Annotated in this window: 22 protein-coding genes, 1 tRNA gene and 1 pseudogene; 9 read left to right on the top strand and 15 right to left on the bottom strand. The window is 65.6% G+C overall.

The genetic code is table 11. The annotated features are described in order from the left end of the window. Positions 1-102: 102 nt before the first annotated feature. Together BMZ69_RS15105 and BMZ69_RS15100 are read right to left on the bottom strand one after the other, a co-directional pair. Positions 103-378 carry a hypothetical protein gene (locus tag BMZ69_RS15105; RefSeq protein WP_092157945.1) on the bottom strand — a complete coding sequence of 92 codons (276 nt, stop codon included), beginning with the start codon at positions 376-378 and terminating at the stop codon, positions 103-105. A 112-nt stretch (positions 379-490) separates the two neighbouring features. Continuing rightward, positions 491-2,302, bottom strand: coding sequence for an ABC transporter ATP-binding protein/permease (locus BMZ69_RS15100; RefSeq protein WP_092157943.1), 1,812 nt, complete (start codon positions 2,300-2,302; stop codon positions 491-493). A 122-nt stretch (positions 2,303-2,424) separates the two neighbouring features. Here BMZ69_RS15100 and BMZ69_RS15095 point away from each other — a divergent pair, with 122 nt between their 5' ends. The 3 genes from BMZ69_RS15095 (at position 2,425) to BMZ69_RS15085 (ending at position 4,769) form a co-directional block, all read left to right on the top strand. Further along, a complete protein-coding gene (locus tag BMZ69_RS15095; protein ID WP_244543382.1) occupies positions 2,425-3,186 on the top strand; it encodes a Crp/Fnr family transcriptional regulator in 762 nt (253 codons plus the stop codon). A gap of 135 nt (positions 3,187-3,321) precedes the next feature. Then, complete coding sequence (locus BMZ69_RS15090) at positions 3,322-4,122, top strand: class I SAM-dependent methyltransferase (protein WP_092157941.1); 801 nt, start codon at positions 3,322-3,324, stop codon at positions 4,120-4,122. Between the two features lie 86 nt (positions 4,123-4,208). Beyond that, positions 4,209-4,769 carry an NADPH-dependent FMN reductase gene (locus tag BMZ69_RS15085; protein WP_139219058.1) on the top strand — a complete coding sequence of 187 codons (561 nt, stop codon included), beginning with the start codon at positions 4,209-4,211 and terminating at the stop codon, positions 4,767-4,769. A 3-nt stretch (positions 4,770-4,772) separates the two neighbouring features. On the opposite strand, the gene BMZ69_RS15080 is transcribed toward BMZ69_RS15085, so the two are convergent. Beyond that, positions 4,773-5,288: a hypothetical protein gene (locus BMZ69_RS15080; RefSeq protein WP_139219057.1), complete on the bottom strand. Its 516-nt coding sequence runs from the start codon at positions 5,286-5,288 to the stop codon at positions 4,773-4,775. Between the two features lie 129 nt (positions 5,289-5,417). On the opposite strand from BMZ69_RS15080, the gene recQ reads away from it, so the two are divergent. Beyond that, entirely contained in the window at positions 5,418-7,256 is a 1,839-nt protein-coding gene (recQ, locus tag BMZ69_RS15075; protein WP_092157935.1) for a DNA helicase RecQ, read from the top strand. A gap of 121 nt (positions 7,257-7,377) precedes the next feature. Next, positions 7,378-9,810: a DNA topoisomerase (ATP-hydrolyzing) subunit B gene (gyrB, locus tag BMZ69_RS15070; RefSeq protein WP_092157933.1), complete on the top strand. Its 2,433-nt coding sequence runs from the start codon at positions 7,378-7,380 to the stop codon at positions 9,808-9,810. A gap of 159 nt (positions 9,811-9,969) precedes the next feature. Here gyrB and BMZ69_RS15065 read toward each other — a convergent pair whose 3' ends face one another. From BMZ69_RS15065 to BMZ69_RS15045, 5 genes are all read right to left on the bottom strand, one after another. Further along, the gene (locus BMZ69_RS15065; protein ID WP_092157931.1) at positions 9,970-10,239 is read right to left on the bottom strand and encodes a hypothetical protein; all 270 of its coding nucleotides are present in this window, start codon (positions 10,237-10,239) and stop codon (positions 9,970-9,972) included. A 95-nt stretch (positions 10,240-10,334) separates the two neighbouring features. Next, positions 10,335-11,066, bottom strand: coding sequence for an ABC transporter permease (locus tag BMZ69_RS15060; RefSeq protein ID WP_092157929.1), 732 nt, complete (start codon positions 11,064-11,066; stop codon positions 10,335-10,337). A 16-nt stretch (positions 11,067-11,082) separates the two neighbouring features. Then, positions 11,083-11,829: an ABC transporter permease gene (locus BMZ69_RS15055; protein ID WP_092157927.1), complete on the bottom strand. Its 747-nt coding sequence runs from the start codon at positions 11,827-11,829 to the stop codon at positions 11,083-11,085. Between the two features lie 3 nt (positions 11,830-11,832). Beyond that, the gene (locus BMZ69_RS15050) at positions 11,833-12,675 is read right to left on the bottom strand and encodes an ABC transporter ATP-binding protein (protein WP_092157925.1); all 843 of its coding nucleotides are present in this window, start codon (positions 12,673-12,675) and stop codon (positions 11,833-11,835) included. Continuing rightward, positions 12,672-13,661, bottom strand: coding sequence for an ABC transporter substrate-binding protein (locus BMZ69_RS15045; RefSeq protein WP_092157923.1), 990 nt, complete (start codon positions 13,659-13,661; stop codon positions 12,672-12,674). Before BMZ69_RS15045 ends, BMZ69_RS15050 begins: the two co-directional genes overlap by 4 nt. Positions 13,662-13,865: 204 nt before the next feature. Here BMZ69_RS15045 and BMZ69_RS15040 point away from each other — a divergent pair, with 204 nt between their 5' ends. Next, positions 13,866-15,467 (top strand): glycosyltransferase, encoded by a 1,602-nt coding sequence (locus BMZ69_RS15040; RefSeq protein ID WP_175506814.1) that lies wholly within the window; start codon positions 13,866-13,868, stop codon positions 15,465-15,467. A gap of 55 nt (positions 15,468-15,522) precedes the next feature. Further along, entirely contained in the window at positions 15,523-16,017 is a 495-nt protein-coding gene (locus BMZ69_RS15035; RefSeq protein WP_092157919.1) for a hypothetical protein, read from the top strand. On the opposite strand, the gene BMZ69_RS15030 is transcribed toward BMZ69_RS15035, so the two are convergent. Beyond that, a complete protein-coding gene (locus BMZ69_RS15030; RefSeq protein ID WP_092157917.1) occupies positions 15,996-17,018 on the bottom strand; it encodes an IS1595 family transposase in 1,023 nt (340 codons plus the stop codon). The genes BMZ69_RS15035 and BMZ69_RS15030 overlap by 22 nt on opposite strands. A gap of 92 nt (positions 17,019-17,110) precedes the next feature. On the opposite strand from BMZ69_RS15030, the gene BMZ69_RS15025 reads away from it, so the two are divergent. Next, a complete protein-coding gene (locus tag BMZ69_RS15025; RefSeq protein WP_348272473.1) occupies positions 17,111-17,356 on the top strand; it encodes a helix-turn-helix domain-containing protein in 246 nt (81 codons plus the stop codon). Between the two features lie 49 nt (positions 17,357-17,405). Here BMZ69_RS15025 and BMZ69_RS15020 read toward each other — a convergent pair. Then, positions 17,406-17,478 (bottom strand) — tRNA-OTHER (locus BMZ69_RS15020). A gap of 42 nt (positions 17,479-17,520) precedes the next feature. Continuing rightward, the gene (locus tag BMZ69_RS15015; RefSeq protein ID WP_092157915.1) at positions 17,521-18,003 is read right to left on the bottom strand and encodes a hypothetical protein; all 483 of its coding nucleotides are present in this window, start codon (positions 18,001-18,003) and stop codon (positions 17,521-17,523) included. Positions 18,004-18,152: 149 nt separating this feature from the next. Between BMZ69_RS15015 and BMZ69_RS15010 the strand changes: the two genes are divergently transcribed. Beyond that, positions 18,153-18,809 carry a glycosyltransferase family 2 protein gene (locus BMZ69_RS15010; protein WP_092157913.1) on the top strand — a complete coding sequence of 219 codons (657 nt, stop codon included), beginning with the start codon at positions 18,153-18,155 and terminating at the stop codon, positions 18,807-18,809. Positions 18,810-18,822: 13 nt separating this feature from the next. On the opposite strand, the gene BMZ69_RS15005 is transcribed toward BMZ69_RS15010, so the two are convergent. From BMZ69_RS15005 to BMZ69_RS32120, 4 genes and pseudogenes are all read right to left on the bottom strand, one after another. Next, positions 18,823-19,416 (bottom strand): SCO family protein, encoded by a 594-nt coding sequence (locus BMZ69_RS15005; RefSeq protein WP_244543381.1) that lies wholly within the window; start codon positions 19,414-19,416, stop codon positions 18,823-18,825. Between the two features lie 32 nt (positions 19,417-19,448). Continuing rightward, complete coding sequence (locus tag BMZ69_RS32125; protein WP_244543380.1) at positions 19,449-19,628, bottom strand: hypothetical protein; 180 nt, start codon at positions 19,626-19,628, stop codon at positions 19,449-19,451. Between the two features lie 193 nt (positions 19,629-19,821). Further along, the gene (locus tag BMZ69_RS15000) at positions 19,822-20,733 is read right to left on the bottom strand and encodes a cell wall hydrolase (protein WP_092157909.1); all 912 of its coding nucleotides are present in this window, start codon (positions 20,731-20,733) and stop codon (positions 19,822-19,824) included. Positions 20,734-21,001: 268 nt separating this feature from the next. After that, positions 21,002-21,147 (bottom strand): annotated as a pseudogene (locus BMZ69_RS32120) (IS5/IS1182 family transposase); the annotation flags it as partial. Between the last annotated feature and the right edge of the window lie 198 nt (positions 21,148-21,345).

Here is a 21,345-nt window from a genome sequence, read left to right as displayed (position 1 = left end):
CCTCGTCAGGTCGTCACGGCAAAAAGCCGCCTCGCGGCGGCCTTGCTGATCGGACAGATCTAATACGCGCGAAAGACGGTCGGGTTCCGGCCGTTGCCCGGCTCAGCGCAGGACCGTGTTGCCCCTCAGGCTGGCCTCGCGCTGTGAGGTCGGCACCACGCGGTGAGCAAGGTCGCGGCGCATCTCGGCCGGGTTGACCGCCGCGAACTGGACATCGACCGGCGCGCCGCGCTGGAGCTTGGCCTGCGCGACGGCTTCCGAGCTCTCGCCGACGCCGTTCTGGAAGGAAGCGCCCATGGTCAGCGCGGTCACGACCAGCGCCATGCCGCCGAAGAAGGTGGCAGCGCGCTTGAAGGGGGCAAGGCTGGCGGTCGTCATCTTCGCTCTCCCGGTTCGTGTGATCGCTCTTGAAAGGCGGAACGGCTTCTCAACCCGTCTGGCCAGGGATTGTTCCGGTTTGCGCGGAAATCGCTGCGATCCCGATTCTTTTTCAGGCGGCCGAGCGATCATTGGCGGCCTCCCGGCGGCGGAACAGTCGCCAGAGCGACCGCGTCAGGCGCTTTGAGGTCAGATGCGCGCCGGCCTCGCGCTTCTCGAAGGTGATCTTGCGCTCGTGGAAATCCTCGAGGCCCGGTCGATGACCGACACTGATGATCGTCGCATAGGAGAGCTCGCTCTCGATCAGCCCGAGCAGAGAGTCCTGGCTGGCCTCGTCGAGCGCCGAGGTCGCCTCGTCCATGATGATGATGTCCGGCTTCTGGATCAGCAGCCGCGCAAAGGCGACGCGCTGACGCTCGCCGCCGGAGAGGGTCTGGTCCCACCGCTCCTCCTCGTCGAGCCGTTGGCCGAGCGAAGCGAGGCCGCAGCGCTTCAGCGCGTCCCTGACGGCCTCGTCGTCGACGCGGCTCTCGGCTTCCGGGTAGAGCAGCACGTCGCGCAGCGTGCCGATCGGCAGATAGGGCTTCTGCGGCACGAAGGCGATGCGCTTGCCCGGCGGCAGCTTGATCGAGCCCGCGCCCCAGGGCCAGAGGCCTGCGATGGCCCGGATCAGGGTGCTCTTGCCCGAACCGCTCTCGCCGGCGATCAGCACCTTTTCGCCGGCCGAGATCACGATCGACGCGTCGGCGATGACGATTCGCCCATTGAGGTGGGCGATCGAGAGATCGGCGATATGGATGCTGTCGTCCTCGCTCTCCCCCAGCTCGATCCGCGTCTCTCCTTCCATGATGGTACCGACATCGAGCGCCTCCAGCGCTTCCGCCAGCTCGTCGACGCGCCGCACCGAGGCGAACCACTCGGCCAACCGGACGAAGTTGTCGACGAACCAGATCAGCGCCGCCTGCACCGCGCTGAAGGCCGCGACGACCTGCATCACCGCGCCCAAGGTGATCTCGCCGGAGAGATATTTGGGCGCGATCAGCAGCAGCGGCACAATCGGGAACAGCGCGCCATTGGTGTTGAGGACGATGGCAATGACGCCCTGCTGCCGGATCACCTTCAGCCAGGCGCCGACGACGCGGCCATAATTCTCGCCGACCGAATCGCGCTCGTCGGCATCGCCCTTGATCAGGGCAATGCTCTCGGCATTCTCCCGCAACCGCGTCATCTCGGCGCGGAACTGCGCCTCGGCCTCGTTCTTGGCGGCGATGCGCGGCACCAGCGGCCGGCCGGCGAAATAGGCTGCGAGCGAGGCGACGACCGCATAGACGATCGCGGCGAGCGCCATGTAGCTGGGGATCACGATCTCGGTCCCGCCGAGGGTGAAACGCGCCGCCCCTGCGACCTGCCAGAGGATCGCGGCGAAGGTCACCGCCGTGACGAAGGCGCTGAGCAGCCCGATCGCGAACTCGACCAATGGCTCGATCGCGAGGCGCACATCCTCGGCGATGCGGTACTCGGGCGCGCTCTGCTCGCGCGCGACGAACTGCATCCGGTAATAGCGCTGGTCGGCGATCCACCAGCCGGCGAGACGATGCGTCAGCCATTCCCGCCAGCGCATCTGCAGCAGCATCCGGCTGATCACCAGGCAGGACAACGACGCCGCCGATGCCGCGACGATCAGCGGCAGCCAGCCGACCACCGCCCAGATCTTGTCGAGATCGCGCTTCTCCAGCGCGTCAAAGAAGAGGCGGTTCCAGCTATTGACACCGACGGCGGCGCCAAGCTGAGCCGCGACGAAGAGCAGGACCGCGACAGTAAGCCCCCAGGCGCGCAGCCGGCTCTCGCCCCGCCAGAAACGCAGGGCCACGCGAAAGAACTGGCGCAGGCGCGAACGCCGCAACCCGGAGGCGTGTGATTTCATGCGGCGGCCTCCAAAGCCGATCTGCTATGCCGGGGCGAAGCGCGATTGCTAAGCGGCAGATTTCGCGCCACACACAAAACGCAAGCATTCGCCGCGAGTTCCGGCGGGTGAAGGAGCCATGCGTGATCGTTTCATCGAGCAATCATCGCAACCACCGCAGCCCGTCCTGCCTTGCCTGCCCCTTGCGCCTGATGCCGGCGTTCAAGGACAAATCCGACGAGGAGATCCGCTTCATCCAGGCGATGAAACTCGATCACCGGCAGCTGCCGGCGGGCAGCGACATCATCCATCCCGGCCAGGAGGATGCCGAGCTCTACACGCTCTTCTCGGGCTGGGCCTTCCGCTACAAATCGCTGCCGGACGGGCGACGCCAAATCCTCAACTTCCTGCTGCCGGGCGATCTCGTCGGCCTGCAGGCCTCGCTGCTCAGCGCATCGCAGCACGGCATCGAGGCGTTGACCGAGGTCGAGCTCTGCGTCTTCCCGCGTCGGCGCACCTATGAACTCTTCGGGCGAATGCCGGCGCTCGCCTATGAGCTCGCCTGGCTCGGCTCGCGCGAGGAATGCCTAATCGACGAGAATCTGACCTCAGTCGGCCAGCGCAATGCGCAGGAGCGGATCGCGGCGCTGGTGATCTCGCTCTATCGAAGGGCCGAGGCGCTCGGCCTCGTCGCCGAGAACAGCTTCGCCTTTCCGTTGACGCAACAGCAGCTCGCCGACGCGCTCGGCCTGTCGCTGGTCCACACCAGCAAGACCTGGGCTCGCCTGCGAAAAGCCGGGATGTTCTCGCTGACGCGCGGCCGGCTGACCATCCATAACCCGCGCCTGACCGAACGCATGGCCCTGCTCTTCGACAGCGAATTGCATCCGCGCCCGCTGATCTGAACGACAACGCAGCCGCGCTCGCAAGAAATTGCTGGATTCGGCCCGCTCTTGACCCCATATGACAGCGGCGTAACGTCACAGCATTGTCATGTCGCTCCGGTGCGGGCTTTTCGCCTGGCCGCTTCGAGGTTCTGGATGGCCCATTCCGCTTCCGGTCAGCGCTTGCGCACCACTCGCTTCGGGCGCTCCTCCGTCGCGGCGCGGCTGGAGCATGAGGTGCGCCTGACGGCTGCGGACTTCGCCGACAGCGTGGCGGAAGCGCGGCTTCGCGTCGCGGCGGCGCGCTACAAGGTCGAGGACGAGGTCCGCAACACTGCCGGCAAGCTGAAATCGCATGTGCGCAAGGCGGCCGACGAAGCCAAGGCCCGCTTCGGCGACGACGCCCGCTTCCTCAAGTCCTGGATCGATTCGCCCGGGCGCACCGGTGCGGTCGCGCCGTCGAGCCCGTTCCTGGCGAAGCGCATGGCATCCTATGTCGACCCGCAGGCCGAAGGGCCGGTGGTCGAGATCGGCCCCGGCACCGGGCCGGTCACCGAGGCGCTGATCGAGCGCGGCATCGACGAAGGCCGCCTCATCCTGGTCGAATACAGCCCGGAATTCTGCGAGCTGCTGCGCCGCCGCTTTCCGCGCGCGACGGTCATCGAGGGCGATGCCTATGCGCTCTCGACCACGCTCTCCGGGCACCTCACCGAGAAGGCGAGCGCGGTCGTATCCTCGCTGCCGCTGTTCAACAAGCCTCCGGCCGAGCGGACCGAACTGGTGCAGGACGCCTTCGCCAAGGTGCTCAAGCCCGGCGCGCCCTTCATCCAGTTCACCTATGCGGTGATCTCGCCGGTGCCACGCAAGGGCTCCGGCCTCAAGGCGCAGGTCTCCGACTGGGTGCTGCGCAACATCCCGCCGGCGCGCGTCTGGGTCTATCGCCGCGCCAAGCCGTGACGCAGGCTTGACGGCAAGCCTGCATCTCTCCGACATCGCGCTATGAGAAGGCCGGGCTGCTCGCCGGCCGCGCTGTCGGAGTGACCATGCCAAAAATCCTCGTCTTCGCCGGCTCCTGGCGCCCGGGCTCGATGAACACAAGGCTCGCGACCCTGATCGCCGGGAATCTCCAGGCGGCGGGGGCCGAGGTGACGCAGATATCGCTCGGCGACTACCCGCTGCCGCTGATCGACGCGCGTGCCTATGACAACGAGCCCCCCGCCGAGGCCAAGGCGCTGGCGGCGCTGGTCGACGCGCATGACGGGCTGTTCATCGCCAGTCCCGAATACAATTCCGGCTATCCGCCCGCACTGAAGAACGCGCTCGACTGGATCAGCATCGTCCGCTCCGGCGGCCCCGGCCTGCGCGAGAAGACCGTCGCCATCGGCGGCGCCTCGGCCGGCAATCTCGGCACCTATCGCTGCCTGACCCAATTGCGGAGCGTGCTCGAGCTCGGCTTCGGCGCGCTGCTGGTGCCGGAGATGCTGGCCGTTTCCGGCGCCGACAAGGCCTATGGCGAAGATGGCGACTTCACCGACAAGCGCCTCAAGGGCCTGCGCGACAAGATGGTGGCGCGGCTGGTGAAGGTCGCGGCGCTCCATCCCTAGCGGCTATTCCATTCCGCACGGGCCGCTCGCCGGAGACAGGCGCCAGAGCCCGTCATCCGGCTTCGCCGGAATGCGAACGGCACCGTCCGCGATCTCCTCGGCATCGTAAGGGTTGGGATTGGCGATGATGCCGCCATTGCGGATGTCGAGCGCCCCGTTCGGGCCGCGCTCGATCCGCCAGCTGCCGGCCTCCCATTCCGGCACGCAGCGCAAGCCCTGCCCGGCCGCCTTGCAGATACCGCCGAGCTGATAGTCGAAGCTCTGACCGGCCTTCACCCGCTGGCGCAGGTTGAGATAGAGCGCGACATAGAAACCGCCCTGGCCGGTTTCGGACCAGTTCTGCGGCAGATGCACCAGCCGGATCCGTGCGACCTTCTGTCGGGGATGGCTGGCGAGGTGTTCGGCGTCATAGGTCCGCTCCCAGCAGGCGGCCCGCGCCGGCGGCAATTCGCGCTCGAGCGGCCGGGCTTGCGCAAGGGCGGCAAGGCAGCAGATGGCGGCAGTCAGGGGCAGGCGCATCATGGCTCTCCTTGCCGGGCCGTCGCAGCGTGGGGCACGGCCCGCGGCCGATCAAGCCGGCTTGCGCGAACCGGGGATGGAATCGCGCGATGGCTGGCCATCGCTTGCCGAATCCGGCACATCCGCCTGATGTCGTCGCCCCGTGAATCAGAAGCCCGCGCGATCCTGAAGTCGGTCTTCGGCTATGACGATTTCCGCCCCGGGCAATGGGAGGTGATCGAGGCCGCTCTGGCCGGCCGCGACGTCTTCGCGGTGATGCCGACCGGCTCGGGCAAGTCGATGTGCTACCAGCTGCCGGCGCTGGTCGCGGGCGGGCTGACGCTGGTGGTTTCGCCCTTGATCGCGCTGATGCGCGACCAGGTCGGGCAATTGGTGCGGGCCGGCGTCTCCGCCGCCTCGCTCAACTCGATGAACAGCGAGGCCGAGGCGGCGCAGGCCTGGGACAAGCTCAATTCCGGGGAGCTGCGCCTGCTCTTCGTCTCGCCCGAGCGGCTGGCGGGCGAAGGACTGGTCGCCCGTCTGCGCCGGCTCGGCGTCACCCGGCTCGCCATCGACGAAGCGCATTGCGTCTCGCAATGGGGTCATGACTTCCGGCCGGAGTACCGGTTGCTCTCGAAGGTGCGCGAGGCGCTCGGCGACGTGCCGGTGACGGCGCTGACCGCGACCGCCGACCGCCAAACCCAGGCCGACATCGCCCAGCAGCTTTTCCCGCAGCCGCCGAAGCTGGTGATCCATTCCTTCGACCGGCCGAACCTGAAGCTTTCCTTCGCGCCGAAGGAGCAGCCGCGCCGGCAGATCGACGACTTCCTGAAGGTCCATCGCGGCGGCTCGGGGATCGTCTACTGCTCCTCGCGCGGTCGCACCGAGCGGCTGGCGCAGGGCCTGAGCGAGAAGGGCTGGAAGGCCTATCCCTACCATGCCGGGCTGGAGCAGGCCGAGCGCAACCGCAACCAGGATATCTTCCTGCAGGAGGACGGCGTCGTCGTCTGCGCCACCATCGCCTTCGGCATGGGCATCAACAAGCCGGATGTCCGCTTCGTCGTCCATGCCGACATGCCCGGCTCGATCGAGGCCTACTACCAGGAGATCGGCCGTGCCGGGCGCGACGGGCTGCCGGCGGACACGCTGACGCTCTACGGCGTCGACGACATGGCGTTGCGCCGGCGCCAGATTGACGAGAAACAGATCGACGACGAGCGCCGCAGGATCGAGCACACGCGCCTCAATGCGATGATCGATCTCTGCGAATCGGCTTTGTGCCGGCGTTCGGCGCTGCTGTCCTATTTCGGCGAGCAGGTGCCACCCTGCCGGCATGGAGAGGCGCAGTTCCGCTGCGATCTCTGCGGCCCCGCCGCACCCGAGCTCTCGGACGCCACCCTCGATGCGCGCAAACTGCTCTCGGCGGTGATCCGCTCCGGCCAGCGCTACGGCGCCGGCCATCTCGCGGATATCCTCACCGGCACGGCGACCGAGGCGATCCGGCGCCAGAACCATGATGGGCTGAAGACCTTCGGCGTCGGCGTCGACAAGCCGAAAGGCGCCTGGATGGCGCTGACCCGCAAGCTCTTCGCCGCCGGTGCGCTGGCCGAGGCCAGCGTCGAGCATGGCGGCTTCCGCCTGACGGAGAAGGGCGAGGACATCCTGTTCGGCCGCGAGCCGATCGCCTTGCGGGTCGATCCGCTCGCCGAGCGGCGCTCGCGCCGTGGTCAGCGGGATGCGGCGCGCGCCGACGGGCTCGACGGCGACACAGCGGCACTGTTCGAACATCTGCGCCAGCTGCGCCTGACCATCGCTCGCGAGGAAGGCGTCGCGGCCTATATCATCTTCACCGACCGGACGCTGATCGCCATGGCGCGCGAGCGCCCGCTCGGCCTCGATCAGATGCGCGCGATCGAAGGCGTCGGCGAGCGCAAGCTCGCCCAGTACGGCGAGATTTTCCTCGATGCGATCGCGACATTCCCTGGCTAAATCCGCCGCTCTCGCGTACGCGTGCGTGCGCACGTGAAAAAGCCATCCTCAGCGCTTATATTCGTAAGCCGAATCAAGTTGATCAGCGGGCCTCCCGCTCGCCCGCCGAAGGACCATCTTCATGACAGACGTCACCAACGGCGCCGAAGACTACGGCGCCGACTCGATCAAGGTGCTCAAGGGCCTCGACGCGGTCCGCAAGCGCCCTGGCATGTATATCGGCGATACCGATGACGGCTCGGGCCTGCACCACATGGTCTACGAGGTGGTCGACAACGCCATCGACGAGGCGCTCGCCGGCCATGCCGACCTCGTCACGGTGACGCTCAACGCCGATGGCTCGGTGACGGTCTCGGACAATGGCCGCGGCATCCCGACCGACATCCATAGCGAGGAAGGCATCTCGGCTGCCGAGGTCATCATGACCCAGCTCCATGCCGGCGGTAAGTTCGACCAGAACTCCTACAAGGTCTCGGGCGGCCTGCACGGCGTCGGCGTCTCCGTCGTCAACGCGCTCTCGGTCTCGCTGAAGCTGCGGATCTGGCGCGGTGGCAACGAGCATTTCATGGAGTTCCGCCATGGCGACGCGGTCGCCCCGCTCGCCGTGGTCGGCCCGGCCGGCGACAAGCGCGGCACCGAGGTGACCTTCCTGCCCTCGCAGGAAACCTTCACCATGGTCGAGTTCGACTACAAGACGCTGGAACATCGCCTGCGCGAGCTCGCCTTCCTGAACTCGGGCGTGCGCATCGTGCTGACCGATGCGCGCCATGCCGAGATCGTGCGCGAGGAACTGATGTACGAGGGCGGCGTCGAGGCCTTCGTGCGCTATCTCGACCGCGCCAAGACGCCGATCATCTCCCAGCCGGTGATGCTCTCGAGCGAGAAGGACGGCATCACCGTCGACGTCGCCTTGTGGTGGAACGACAGCTACCACGAGAACGTGCTCTGCTTCACCAACAACATCCCGCAGCGCGACGGCGGCACCCATCTCGCCGGCTTCCGCGCCGCGCTGACGCGGCAGGTCACCGGCTATGCCGAAACCTCCGGAATCTCGAAGAAGGAGAAAGTCTCGCTCACCGGCGACGATTGCCGCGAGGGCCTGACTGCGATCGTCTCGGTCAAGGTGCCCGATCCGAAATTCTCCTCGCAGACCAAGGACAAGCTGGTCTCCTCGGAGGTCCGCCCGGTCGTCGAGAACGTCGTCAACCAGGCGCTCTCGACCTGGCTCGAGGAACATCCGAACGAGGCCAAGACCATCGTCGGCAAGGTGGCGGAAGCCGCCGCTGCCCGTGAGGCGGCGCGCAAGGCGCGTGACCTCACCCGGCGCAAGGGCGCGCTCGATATCGCATCTCTTCCAGGCAAATTGGCTGACTGCCAAGAGAGGGACCCGGCCAAATCCGAGCTCTTCATCGTCGAGGGTGACTCGGCCGGCGGCTCAGCCAAGCAGGGCCGCGCCCGCGAATACCAGGCCGTGCTGCCGCTGCGCGGCAAGATCCTCAATGTCGAGCGGGCGCGCTTCGACAAGATGCTGTCCTCCGACCAGGTCGGCACGCTGATCACCGCGCTCGGCACCGGCATCGGCCGCGACGAGAAGGATTCCGGCGCCTTCAACGTCGAGAAGCTGCGCTATCACAAGATCATCATCATGACCGACGCGGATGTCGACGGCGCCCATATCCGCACCCTGCTCTTGACCTTCTTCTACCGGCAGATGCCGGAGCTAATCGACCGCGGCCATCTCTTCATCGCCCAGCCGCCGCTCTACAAGGCGGCGCGCGGCAAGTCGCAGACCTATCTCAAGGACGAGCGGGCGCTGGAGGACTATCTGGTCGACTCCGCCCTCGACGGCGCGGTCTTCCGCACCGGCGACGGAGTCGAGCGCGGCGGCACCGATCTGCGCGCCCTGATCGAGGAAGCCCGCAGCATCCGCCATACGCTGTCTCAGCTGCATTCGCGCTATGACCGGCGGGTGGTCGAGCAGACCGCGATCGCCGGTGCGCTACGCCCGCAGGGCGATCGCAGCGAGGCCGAGCTCGCTGAAGCGGCAGCCTATGTCGCGCGCCGGCTCGACGCGATCTCCGACGAGATCGAGCGCGGCTGGGAAGGCAAGGCCGCCGATGGCGGCTTCACCTTCTCGCGGCTGGTGCGTGGCGTGAAGCAGGTGGTGGCGCTGGATGCCGGCCTGCTCGCCAGCGCCGAGGCCCGCAAACTCGATGCCGCCGCCTCGTCGTTGCAGGAGGCCTATGCCAAGCCGGGCGTGCTCAGCCGCAAGGGCGACGACCACATCGTCAACGGCCCGAGCGACCTGTTCGACGCGGTCAACACCATCGGCAAGAAAGGCGTCTCGCTGCAGCGCTATAAGGGCCTTGGCGAGATGAATCCGGACCAGCTCTGGGAGACCACGCTCGACCGCGACGTGCGCTCGCTGCTGCGCGTCAAGAACGACCAGAACGACGAGGCCGACGACCTTTTCGTCAAGCTGATGGGCGACGTGGTCGAGCCACGCCGCGAATTCATCCAGAGCAACGCGCTGAACGCGAACGTCGATACCTGAGCGGATCGGAGAGCGTATTACTCCCGCTCCGTCATGCTCGTCCTCGTGGCGAGCATCCACGGCTTGAACACCGCATTCGATCGACGGCGTGACGACGCGAATGGTCGGCCAAGCCCGACCATGACGAGGAGAATGCTGGTGATCCGCTGGCGCGAGGCTTCAGAAGCCCTGCGGCAGCGTGCCGCCGCCATAAAGCTCGCCTTGCCGAGGCGCGCTGCTGACGCCGGAGCGGACATAGGCCGGCCCGCCCTCGCGCGCCGGCGGCAGCCCGAGGTCGAGATCGCCGCGATCCGGCGGCGGCGCATTCCGCACCACACGGGTCCGCATCACCGGAGCAGGCTCGGAGGTCACGATCGGCTCCTCCCGCGAGACGCAGCCGCCCAGCAGGGCGACGAAGACGGCGGCGACGCCGAAACGGTAGAGGTTCATGGTTTTTCCAATGCAGGGCGCAACCCGCGGCGAGCGGAGCAAGTCGGCTGCAACCTGCATGAGCGGCGCAGTCCGCGCAAGCACTCGAACGAGCTTCAGCGGTGCGTCAGGCGCCGGTCAAAGCGCATCATCAATGCGTTGCAGGTGACGGCGAAGACGGTGAGCAGCAAGGCGATCGCCATGATCGTGTCGATCTGGCCGAGATTGATCGCGCTGGTCAGCAGAAAGCCGAGACCGCGCTGCGAGGCGAACATCTCGCCGATCAACACGCCGAGCAGCGTCAGCGAGAAACCGAGCCGAACGCCGGAGATGATTTCGGGCAGGATCGCCGGCATGATCACGGTGAAGGCGTTCTGCGCGGGCGAGAGCCGCATCACCTGCGAGATGCGGCGATAGACCGGCTTCATCTGGCGGATCGCGTTCATCGAGAACAGCGTGATCGGGATCAGCCCATGCATCACGCCGAAGGCGATCTTGGCGGAGATGCCGAGGCCGAAGCAGAGCAGCACCAAGGGATAGAGCACGACTTTGGGGATCGAATAGAGCGTCGTCAGGATCGGCTCGGCGACGTTGCCGGCGAGCTTGCGCACGCCGAGCACGATGCCGAGCGCGATACCGCCGCAAAGCGAGATCGCGAAGGCCGCGACGAAGGCCCGCATCGTCTCGGAGATGTTGAGCCAGAACTCGCCGGTGGCGAGCAGCGAGGCGAGCTTGCCGACCGTCTGCACGGGCGAAGCCAGCGAGGAGGCGCCGACCAGCAGATGCAAGCCCTGCCAGAGCACGAGCAAAGCGAGGAGGACGAGGAGCGTGCCGGCGGAGCGTGGCATGAGAGCTGTCATGGCCTCACCGCTGCCGGCGCGCCTGGAGGCGCCGGTCGATCATGTTGAGGAAGGTGTTGACGACGGTGACGACGATCAGGACGAGCAGCATCAGCGCGTACATGTGCCCGTTCTCGAACAGGTTGTAGGCATAGGCGATGGCATAGCCGATGCCGGCACCCGACAGGATGAACTCAGAGGCGATCACGCCGATGAAGGAATAGGCGACCGAGAGCTTCACACCGGTGAAGAGATAGGGCGTCGCCGCCGGCAATTCGATCAGGAGCGCGGTCCTGGCCCGGGACATTCGGTAGATCTGGCCGGTCTTGCGCAGCACGCGGGGGATGCGGTCGAGCCCGTTCAGCGTCGCGGTGACCATCGAGACGATGGCGAGCAGCACGGCGATGGCGATGATCGAGGCCGAGCCGACTCCGAACAGGGTGATGAAGATCGGATAGAAGACGAAGGTCGGGACGGCGTAATAGCTCGCCAGCAGCGGCTCGATCGCGTCGCGCAGGCTCGGCAGCGAGTAGATGACCACGCCGGCGGCGAAGCCGAGCAGCACCGAGAGCACCGTCGAGATCGCGATATTGGTGAAGGTGATCCGGATGTCGGCCGAGAACTGGCCGGAGGCGAGGATCTTGCCGAGCTCGACAACCATGTCGGACGGGGCGATCATCACCACCCGCGGGATGACGCCGATGCGGCAGAGCAGTTCCACCAGCAGGATCATCGCGACGACGACGATGACCCGCAGCAGCTTCTCGGACATGGCTCAGCCCTTCCCGGCCGACATGATCTTCAGCGCCTCGATCCGGAGTTTTTCCCAGAGACGAGCGGTGATGTCGCCGAAATGCGGGGTCGAGACGACGCGGCTGTCGCGATCCTTCTCCCAGCCGGTCTCGACGAAATCGATGAAGGTGCCGGGCCTGGTCGACATCACGCCGACCCGGTCCGAGAGCATGGCGGCCTCATCCAGGGCGTGGGTGATCAGCAGGATCGTCGCCGAGGTCTCGCGCCAGAGCCGCAGCAATTCGTCGCCCATCAGCAGGCGCGTCTGCTGGTCGAGCGCGCCGAAGGGCTCGTCGAGCAGGATCAGGCGCGGCTGCATCACCAGAGTGCGGGCGATGCAGACGCGCTGGCGCATGCCGCCGGAGAGCTGGGCCGGATAGGACGCCGCAAAGTCTTTCAGCCCCATGAAGCCGACGGCGTAGTCGACGCGGCGGTTGATCTCGGCCGGGTCGACTCCGGCGCGGCGCAGGCCGAAGGCGACATTGTCGCGGACATTGAGCCAGGGGAAGGAGGCGTCCTCCTGGAAGACGACGCCGACGCCATCAGGCACGCCCTGGATCGGCTTGCCCTCGAACTCGGCCGTGCCGGATTGCGGGGCGCTGAGGCCGGCGAGAATGTCGAGCAGGGTCGACTTGCCGCAGCCGGACGGGCCGACCACCGAGAAGAACTCGCCCTTCGCCAGATCGAGATCGACCGGGCCGAGCGCATGCAGGGTCGATTTCGGCAGCTCGAAGACCCGGGTGACGCCGCGCAGCCTGGCATGGGCCGGGGCCATTGCGGACTGGGGCGCGAGCGGCACGACCTTGGCCCCCGACGCCGCGCTCATTGCTTCGCCTGGAGGTCGGCGGGCAGATAGGTCTTGTCGAGCACGGTCGACCAGTCGACATCGGCCTTGATCTCGCCGATCAGCTTGAGGCCCTCGACCATGCGGTTGAGCTCGGCGACGTTGAACTCGCCCTCGCTCCACATCTTCGGCGGGATCATGTTGTCGACCGCTTCCTTGGCGATCGGCGCGTCGAGCTTGTAGAGCTTCTCGATGATCTTGGCCGTCTCGGCCGGATCCTTGTAGATCGCCTGCACGCCGGCACGGCGGCCGGCGATGATCGCCTTGAGCTTCTCCGGGTTCTCCTGCGCGAACTTGCGCGTGGTGATGCCGACCGAGGTCGTCATCGGCTTCAGGATGTCGCCGGCCTTGTAGAGCGTGCGGTACTTGTCCTTGCGGATGATCGAGAGCGGCTCGATCAGCACCGAGCCGACGACGGCGTTCTGCTCGAGCATGGTCAGCGCCGGGACATAGCCGCCGGCCGCGACGCGCTGGACCTTGCCTTGGTCGACGCCCTTCTCGCGCAGCACCATCAGCAGCAGCATCTCGGAGACCGATTTCGGCGAGGTGATCGCCACCTTCTTGCCGGCGAGGTCCTCGACGCTCTTCACATCGGAGTTCGGCATCACGACCATCGAGGCTTCGGCGACGCTGCGCGTGCCGGTGTTGACGATGATCAGGTCGAGGCCCTGCGCCTTGGCTGCGAGCGCGGCCGAGACCGCGACCTCGCCATAGGGCGTCGTGCTGGCGAGGATGTTGCGCACCGTGGTGCCGCCGCCGCCCGAGCCGATGATACCGGTGATGTCGATGCCGGCCTGCTTGAACAGGCCCTTCTCCATCGCCACGGCGTAAGGCGCGCCATACATGCTGGCGCCCCATTGCGTGACGGAGATCTCCTCGGCGCGTGCCGGCGCCTGCACGGTGAGGACGGCCGCAGCGGCGAGGGCCGCGAGACGGTTGAACGAAGTCAGGCCAAGCCAAGCGGTCATGTCACTCTCCCAATGTGCCACGCCGCCGATCTTTATCGTTGCAGCAGGCCAGACGTTCGCGTTCAAATTTCATTTGTATGCAAACAACGATCTCAACGGATTTCAAGCTTGTCAAGCGATTTGAGATCGACGCGCTGCAAGCTGCGGACCGCAGCAGGGAAGCGAGACTATCGCGCCGGAACCCGTTCGCAACCGCGAAATGAAATGGCACTCGGACTCTGCCGCTCCACGCAGATTCGTCGGGAAATGAAGGATTTGGATAGACCACAGGTTCTATCGCCGCTTGGCATCGAGCACGGGCCAGGCCGCTCCGGACTCGCGATATCGTCGGCAGTTCGAGCACTGCTGTGGGAAACGGCAGGTTCGCCTCATTTGTATGCAAATGATCTGGAGTGGCTATTTCGCCCCTCCCCGAAGCTGACGGCGCCGCCTTGTCGAAGCGACAATACGCCGATCTCTCTTGCACGACTCGACTCTGACGTGCCGTTAAGCAACCATAAGTTGCTGCCGGCTGCGGGAGCGCTCAGCTGCGACCCCTGGGGGATGGGGATGGAAGCCTTAGCTTGGCCGCGCGCCGACGCCACCGCGGTGCGCATGCTCGGCCTGCCCGCCGAGATCGCCTTCCTCGCCGATCATGGTGTGCCGCCCGCAGAATTGCGGGAGGCCGCCCGGCTCGCTGAGCGGATCAGCGTGTCGCCGAGCCGTCAGGTCATCGCCTCCGGCCTTGTCACTGAAGAGCAATTCTACCGGGCGCTGGCTGCCGAGCTCGACCTGCGCTTCCAGCCGCGCGCGCCATCGTTGCAGCCGGGCGGCGACATCGCGGCGATCCTGCGGGAGGGCGTGGCCGCCACGCATATGCGGCCCGGAAATCCTCTACGCTTCGCCGTGGCTCCGCCGCCCGGATCCGCATTGCGACGTTTTCTGGCGGCGAAGCCTTTTGGCCGAAGCGATATCGTCATGCTGACGCCTTCGGCGCTGGCAACCGAGCTGCGACGCAGCAATGCAGCCGTGCTGGCTCACAGAGCGGCTTGGACCGACGAGGCAGGACTGCGGCGGTTCAGCGCTCGAACCGGAAGCAACTGGCTGCAGAAATGCCTCGCCGGCCTGCTGGTCGGGGTGCTGTCCTGGTTCGGCACGTTGTCGCCGCTCGCGACCTTGACCGCCCTTGGCCTCGCGCTCGGTCCCCTATTCTTCGGCGTCGTGATCCTGCGCTTCGCGGCTCTGGCCGAGAAGCCAGTGGCCGACTTGTGGCAAGACCACCGCTGGCAGATCGATGACAGTCGCCTGCCGGTCTATACCGTCGCCGTGCCGATCTTCGGGGAGGAAGCAGTCCTCGACCAGCTGATCAAGGCGCTCGCGGCGCTCGACTATCCCGCCGCCAAGCTCGACATCCGCATCCTCGTCGAAGAGATCGACTGGAACCTGCGGCGCACCCTTGCTGCCCGCACACTTCCGCCCTTCATGAATGTCGTGATCGTGCCGCGCGGCGCCCCGCAGACCAAGCCGCGCGCGCTCAACGTCGCGCTGGCCGAAGCGCGCGGCGAGCTGTTCACCATCTTCGACGCCGAGGATGTTCCCGATCCGCGCCAGCTACGCCTGGCGGCGGCGCGCTTCCTGCGCTCGGACGCCGAGCTCGTCTGCCTGCAGGCGCATCTCGTCATCGACAACCCCGGCGATAGCTGGATCAGCGGCTGCTTCGCCCTGGAATATGCCGGGCTGTTCGACGTGCTTAATCCCGGTCTGCTGGCCTGCGGCCTGCCGATCATGCTCGGCGGCACCTCCAACCATTTCCGCGGCATTAGGTAGCAAAGACATGTGATGGTCCATTTATCGTCCTGATAGCCTGGGCCATACTTCCGTGATGAGCGAAGAGACGGGAAAGCCCTACGACCACACGATTTCCGGATTGATCCGGAAGCGTGCCGACATGTTCCATGAAGCCGAGCGCATCCGTGACCGTCTGGCAGAGATCAAAAATGATCTCCTAGCCCTGGATCGGACACTGTGTGTTCTAGGACATAAGGGCGACCTGGACGCGGCCATGCCACGTCAAAAGAGGGAAGTGATCTTCGGGCAGGGGGAGCTCGCGAGAAGCCTAATCCGGGAGCTGAGAGATGCCGATGGACCAATGACCTCACGCGAGTTGGCTCAGGCCATCATCGCGCTGCGCGGAGATGACGTCCGTGACCGGCGGATGATCTCCGAGATTACCAGACGGGTATCGAAGGCTCTTCGAGTGCATCGCGATGCAGGTCGCGTGCGCTCCTCGGTCGACAAATTCGGAAATCTCGCCTGGTCACGGCGGACGGGTAGATCCGATGCCGCGGAGCCGGATCAGAACGGCGTCGCCGACTGACGTGCTCCAGGGCCGTTCTGCCAATATCCCTTCCACCGAGGCGAGGGAGGATGCGTCAAGGCAGCCAAGCCGATCAAGAGGAACTGCGTCGCGGCATCGATCCTTCGCGCGTCCTCGCGCCATGCCATCTCGTTCGCGTAATCCGCGAGGTAAGGTCCGGCGATGTGGTGATGCATACCGATCTCAGCGCGGCGCAACCGCGAGAAGAACGACTCGGCGCCGTTCGTGCAGGCTTCTCCGTCCGAGTACGCTGTCGTGTGATCGATCCGCAGAACATCTAGGCCTGCATAGTAGAGAGGATCCCAGGACCGAGCCTCGTCCGCATGGACCACGCTGCCAGGTCGGATGCGATCGGCCAGGATCGGCACGGACTCAGCTTCATGCTTGACCACGAACGGGAGCGTTCGGCCGCCCCGCTCGCGCATGATGACGACCACGCGCCGCTTGCCGTTCTGGTTCTTGGCGAGGCGTCGGTCCTTCCGGTTCTCGGCCCAATTCGTGGGCTTGATGTAACCGCCGAAATAGGCGCCGTCGACTTCGACCACGCCGCTAGCGGTTCTGGTAGTCGTCTCGTAGCCCAACGCTTCGCGCAGCTTATGGGCCAAGACGAAGGCCGTCTTATATTGGACGTTGAGGTCCCGAGATAGGTGAAGGGCCGAGTGACCCTTCACGCTGTTCGTGAAGATCGCGATCGCCATAAGCAGGTCGCGTACGGCCATCTTGCGTGAATGGAAGATCGTGCCCGATGTGACACTGAACTGCTTGTCGCAAGCCTTGCAAGTGAAGATCCTGCGGCTTTCGTGCCGATAGATGGCCAAGCAACCGCAGTGCGGGCAAACCGGCTCGCCTTCGGTGTCGCACCAGCGGATGCCGCAGAATAGAGCATAAGCGTCATCGTCGTCTAAACGAGCGATCTGGGCGAGCGATAACCGACGTGCGGCAGCCGAGAGCAGGAAATGCTGCCCCTTAGGTTCACTACTTTCGCTTCCCCTCGATCCCATTTGACCAACGCCCATCGTTGGCCTTAGCTATGAGTGTTGGCATTCGAATCGTCAACGATAGGCGTTGACGTTGGTTAAGGAAGTTGTCCTCAGTGGCCATAGTGATCATATCTCCGGAACAGTGCCGAGCTGCGAGGGCCTGGCTCGACTGGAAGCAAGAAGACCTCGCAACCGCAGCAGGCGTATCGTTGTCCACGGTGCGGGATTTCGAAAAACAACGGCGTAGTCCGATAGCCAACAATGCACGTGCGCTCGCTTCGGCCTTGGAAAATGCCGGTCTTCGGCTGATTTTCGCCTCGAACGGCTCTCCCAAGGGTATCGAGCGGACCGACTCTTGACAGGCATCGGAGGCTGTGAATCTATGCGATCAAGGGATCGAGGATTGGGAGCGGACGACGGGACTCGAACCCGCACTGGGTAGTTGGGAATCTACTTGCTCTAAACCTTAAGCTACGTCCGCATGAAGAACGGCGTCGATCCCAATCGGCGCCGTTCTTTCTTTTCAGGGCTCTGATCGCGTCCCTGAAACCTTCGATTGCCCCTCGGGGGTCAATGTCCAGATCCTCTTCTCATTGATGATCCAGCCGTTCTTCTTCTGAACGACCTTGGCCTTCTCGGCAGCGAATTTCGACCACCCCTCGGCCATTACTGCCTTATCGAGGGCGTTGGATGAAAGCGGACCCTGCTTCGCCAACTCCTCCAAGATGGTCTCGCCAGCGGTTCGCCGGGGGGAAGGCGCGGCGCCCAGGGAAGCATCGGCCTCGATGGTCTTGGGCCGTTCGACCGGGCTTGATCCTCCAGCCGCGGCGATCAGGTGCGCGAGCTTGACGCGCAAACCAGTCTTCTCATCATCGCTATCCCGCATGGCCTGAACGATCGCGGTCGTGGCGTCGTCCTGAATTTTCCTGACACGCGTCTGGATAGCCTGGTCGATGGCTTCCAGGCGGCGCTGCACGTCCGCGATCTCGTCCGTCAGGTAGCTCATCACTTTCCTCCGAATTTCGGAGATAGCGCGATCCAATTCGGATGTACAGGAAAATTTTGGACGAAATCTGGAGATGGAGCAAGCCGTCAAGGTCGCGTCCTATTTCGTGATTGGAGCGCTTTTTTACGCCTTCATGTTTTTGCTACCTAATGCCGCATTTCCGCACGGATGCGCTGCGGCGCGTCGGAGGCTGGGATCCATGGAACGTCACGGAGGATGCGGATATCGGCTTCCGCCTCATCCGCGCCGGCGGGTACATGGCCGATCTACCCAGCCACACGCTGGAAGAGGCGCCGCCCGATCTGCGGGCATGGCTGAAACAGCGCAGGCGCTGGTTGAAGGGCTACCTGCAAACGCTGATCAGCCATATGCAGCGCCCGGACCGGCTGGCTCGCGAAGCCGGGCTCGCGGCGACCCTGGCGTTCCTGGTTCTGACGCTGGGCTCTCTGTTGGGGACGCTGCTCTTGCCGCTCCTTGTCGTTACGACAGGGGCAGCAATGTTCGCAGGCTCGCTGTTGTCGCCCACCACGCCATGGGAAACCTGCTTCTCGGCGATATCGCTCGGCCTCGCCGGCTGCGGCCTTCTGACAATGTTCCTGCTCCCGGCGCTCGGTGCCTCGCGACGCCGCGCGCCGGACCTGCGACGCCGGCTGTGGCTGCTCCCGCTCTACTATCTCGCCACCTCGCTCGCCGGATGGCTGGCGCTCTACGACTATCTCGACAACCGCTTCGGCTGGCACAAGACGGCGCACGGGCTGGCGCGCTCCTCCCGCTATCGCGATCTTGCACCAAGAGCCGCCGAGTAGCCGGGCATGACGCTCACAGATGCCGCAGCCACTCCTGCGCCGCTTCCGCCGGCGGGCGCTCGATGTTGAAGGCGCCGACGAAGCCGCCGTTCTTGTCCATCAGATAGACCAGGGCGGTGTGATCCATGGTGTAGTCGCCATCCTTGAGCGGCACCTTGCGGGCATAGGCGCGGTAGGCCTTGACCGCGGCGTCGATCGCGGCGCGATCGCCGGTCAGCCCGACGATGCGCGGATCGAAGGAGCCGAGATAGCTCTTCATCGTCTCGGCGGTGTCGCGCTCCGGGTCGACCGTGACGAACAGCGCCTTGAGCTTGTCGCCCTTGGCACCGGCAGCGCGCAGCACCTCCGAGATCTCGAACAGCTTGGTCGGGCAGATGTCCGGACAATGGGTGAAGCCGAAGAAGACCAGGAACGGCGCGCCGCGCAGATCCTTGTCGGTCAAGGTCTTGCCTTCGGCTGTCGTGAGTGCGAACGGACCGCCGACGCTGGAAGCGAGGCTCTGCCCGCCCGAGCGCGAGGCCGGCGCGAAGGTGAGGAAGGCGGCGGCGGCGAGCGCAACGGCGCCGAGCAGGAAGACGGCAAGAGGCAGGAGCAGGCGGCGGTTCACGGAAAAATCCTCGATCGCGGACGACACACCGCTCAGAAACAGGCGAGGAGCGCAGCGATCAGCCCGTCGGCGAACAGCCGGTCCCCCTCGCGCCACCAGAGCAGCAGGCCGGCGAGAAGCAGCAAGCCGAAGCCGCCAGCGAGCAGCCAGACACCGAGACGGGACGGCTGGGCCGCTACATCCTGCGTGTCGATCTGCGAGGGTGCGCTCATGGAGCCAATCTAGCGCCGCGCGCCACTGGCTGGAAGCGGCGTTCATGCCGCAGGGCCCCGCGAAAGAAGCCGGGCGCCTGGAACGAGGTCATTTCGGATGACGGCGTCGCGCGTCGCCATCCCTGCCGCGCGAGCAGCTTAGCCCCCACCGCGCGGGCGATGCATCAGCGGCGCGCCCGTAATTTCGGGCGGTTCAGTCGAGCGGTATGCTGCCGCGGAGACCGCGGGCAGGGGGCATAAGCGCAGCGAGACGAGCATCGTTCTTCGGCGGCGCGACGAAGGTCTTCGCGAGCTTCTTGGGCATGTCGAGGTCGAAGGGACGGCTGGGCGGCAGCGTCACCTTGCCGATGAGATGCGTGGCCGGGCCGGCGGGCGTGGCAGCAGCGGGCGTCTCCGGCGCGAAAGCCAGCGGCGCGTTGGCGAAGGAGGTCGATCCGGTGGAGGCGGAGCTGGCCAGCGGAGCCGGCGTGGAGACCGCGGCGAGCTGATAGCTCGGCTCCTCGATGCGGCGGCGCTCGGGGCGCTCGCCCTTGACATAGAACGCGTTGCCCCCGGCCACCGTCACATAATGCATGTTGGCATAGGAGAAGCGCAGGCCGGCCATGTGAAAATGCTTGGCGTTGCCGACTGCCTCGTTGCGCCGGCCGGCGAGGATCGCTTCGGCGGCGGCCTCGGCCTTCGGCAGGTCACGCGCCACCATCTGGCGGGTCAGCACGCCAGGAGCGAACTGGCGCGGCGCGCCGACGACGCCGCAGATCGTCTCGGGATAGCGCGGGGCCCCGACCCGGTTCATCACGACCGTGCCGACACCGAGCAATCCCTGCTCGCTCGACCGGTTCGATTCGAAATACATCGCGCGGACGAGGCATTCCTTTTCGCGCGGGTCAGCCTTGGCCAGTTCGATGGCGCGCTTGCGAATCTCGTGGGTCTGCTTCGTCGTTGTCGCGGGACCGGCAGTCGTCGTCGAAGCGGTCTGGACCGGAGCCGTGCTGCACGCGGCCAGCGCCGGCGCGGCCAGGCAGATCAGAAGCGGGATCGCCTTGCGGCCGTGGCGGCTCCTATCGAGAGAACGAACGGCATCGGCAGCGATCACGGCCCGCTTCATGCGGCGACCTCCTGATTACGGGATGTCGGTTGCCGCGGGCGGCAGCCATCGTCTCCGGCAAGGAACCCTGAACCTCTTACCAGAAAGTTAATTTCAGAAGGAAGAGGCAAAGCAATGCGACGGGCCGGCCACCCGAGCAGAGCGACTGCCGGTCGAAACCGAGAGCGAGTGGGAGCCGCAGGATGCAGAATCGATCACAAATGATCGCCGGCCTCGGAGGCGACCCCGCAACGGGACAGGATCTAGGGAGCGGAATTCGCTTAGCGGGCTAGGTGGTGGACTCATCAGCGCGCATCGAGACTCGGCTGATTCGAGGGCGACGACTATGAGGAGATTCCTTGCGAGCTTGTCGTGGTGAGTTGCGATGCTTCGGAAGTGTTGGAGCTTGCAGAAGAAGCGCTCAACGAGATTACGTGGCGATAGAAGTTTGAATCGATTGAACTGAACCGCCCCGGCTTCGCCGGAAGCCGTTTCGTTTGGCCTGCTGCCGGTTCTGTGGACGCTCAGTTAAGCTAATTGGACTGCCCCCGGTCCGTTAGACATCGCCGACCTATCCTTTGAGCATAGGAGGTTGGTCATGAGTTCGCAGAGATTTGCACCGGAATTCAAGGA

Origin of the sequence: Allobosea sp. CRIB-10, from assembly GCF_900112185.1 — a bacterium.
GTDB lineage: Bacteria > Pseudomonadota > Alphaproteobacteria > Rhizobiales > Beijerinckiaceae > Allobosea.
Note: the sequence above shows the minus strand (reverse complement) of the source record. Positions and strands in the feature narration are given on the sequence as shown.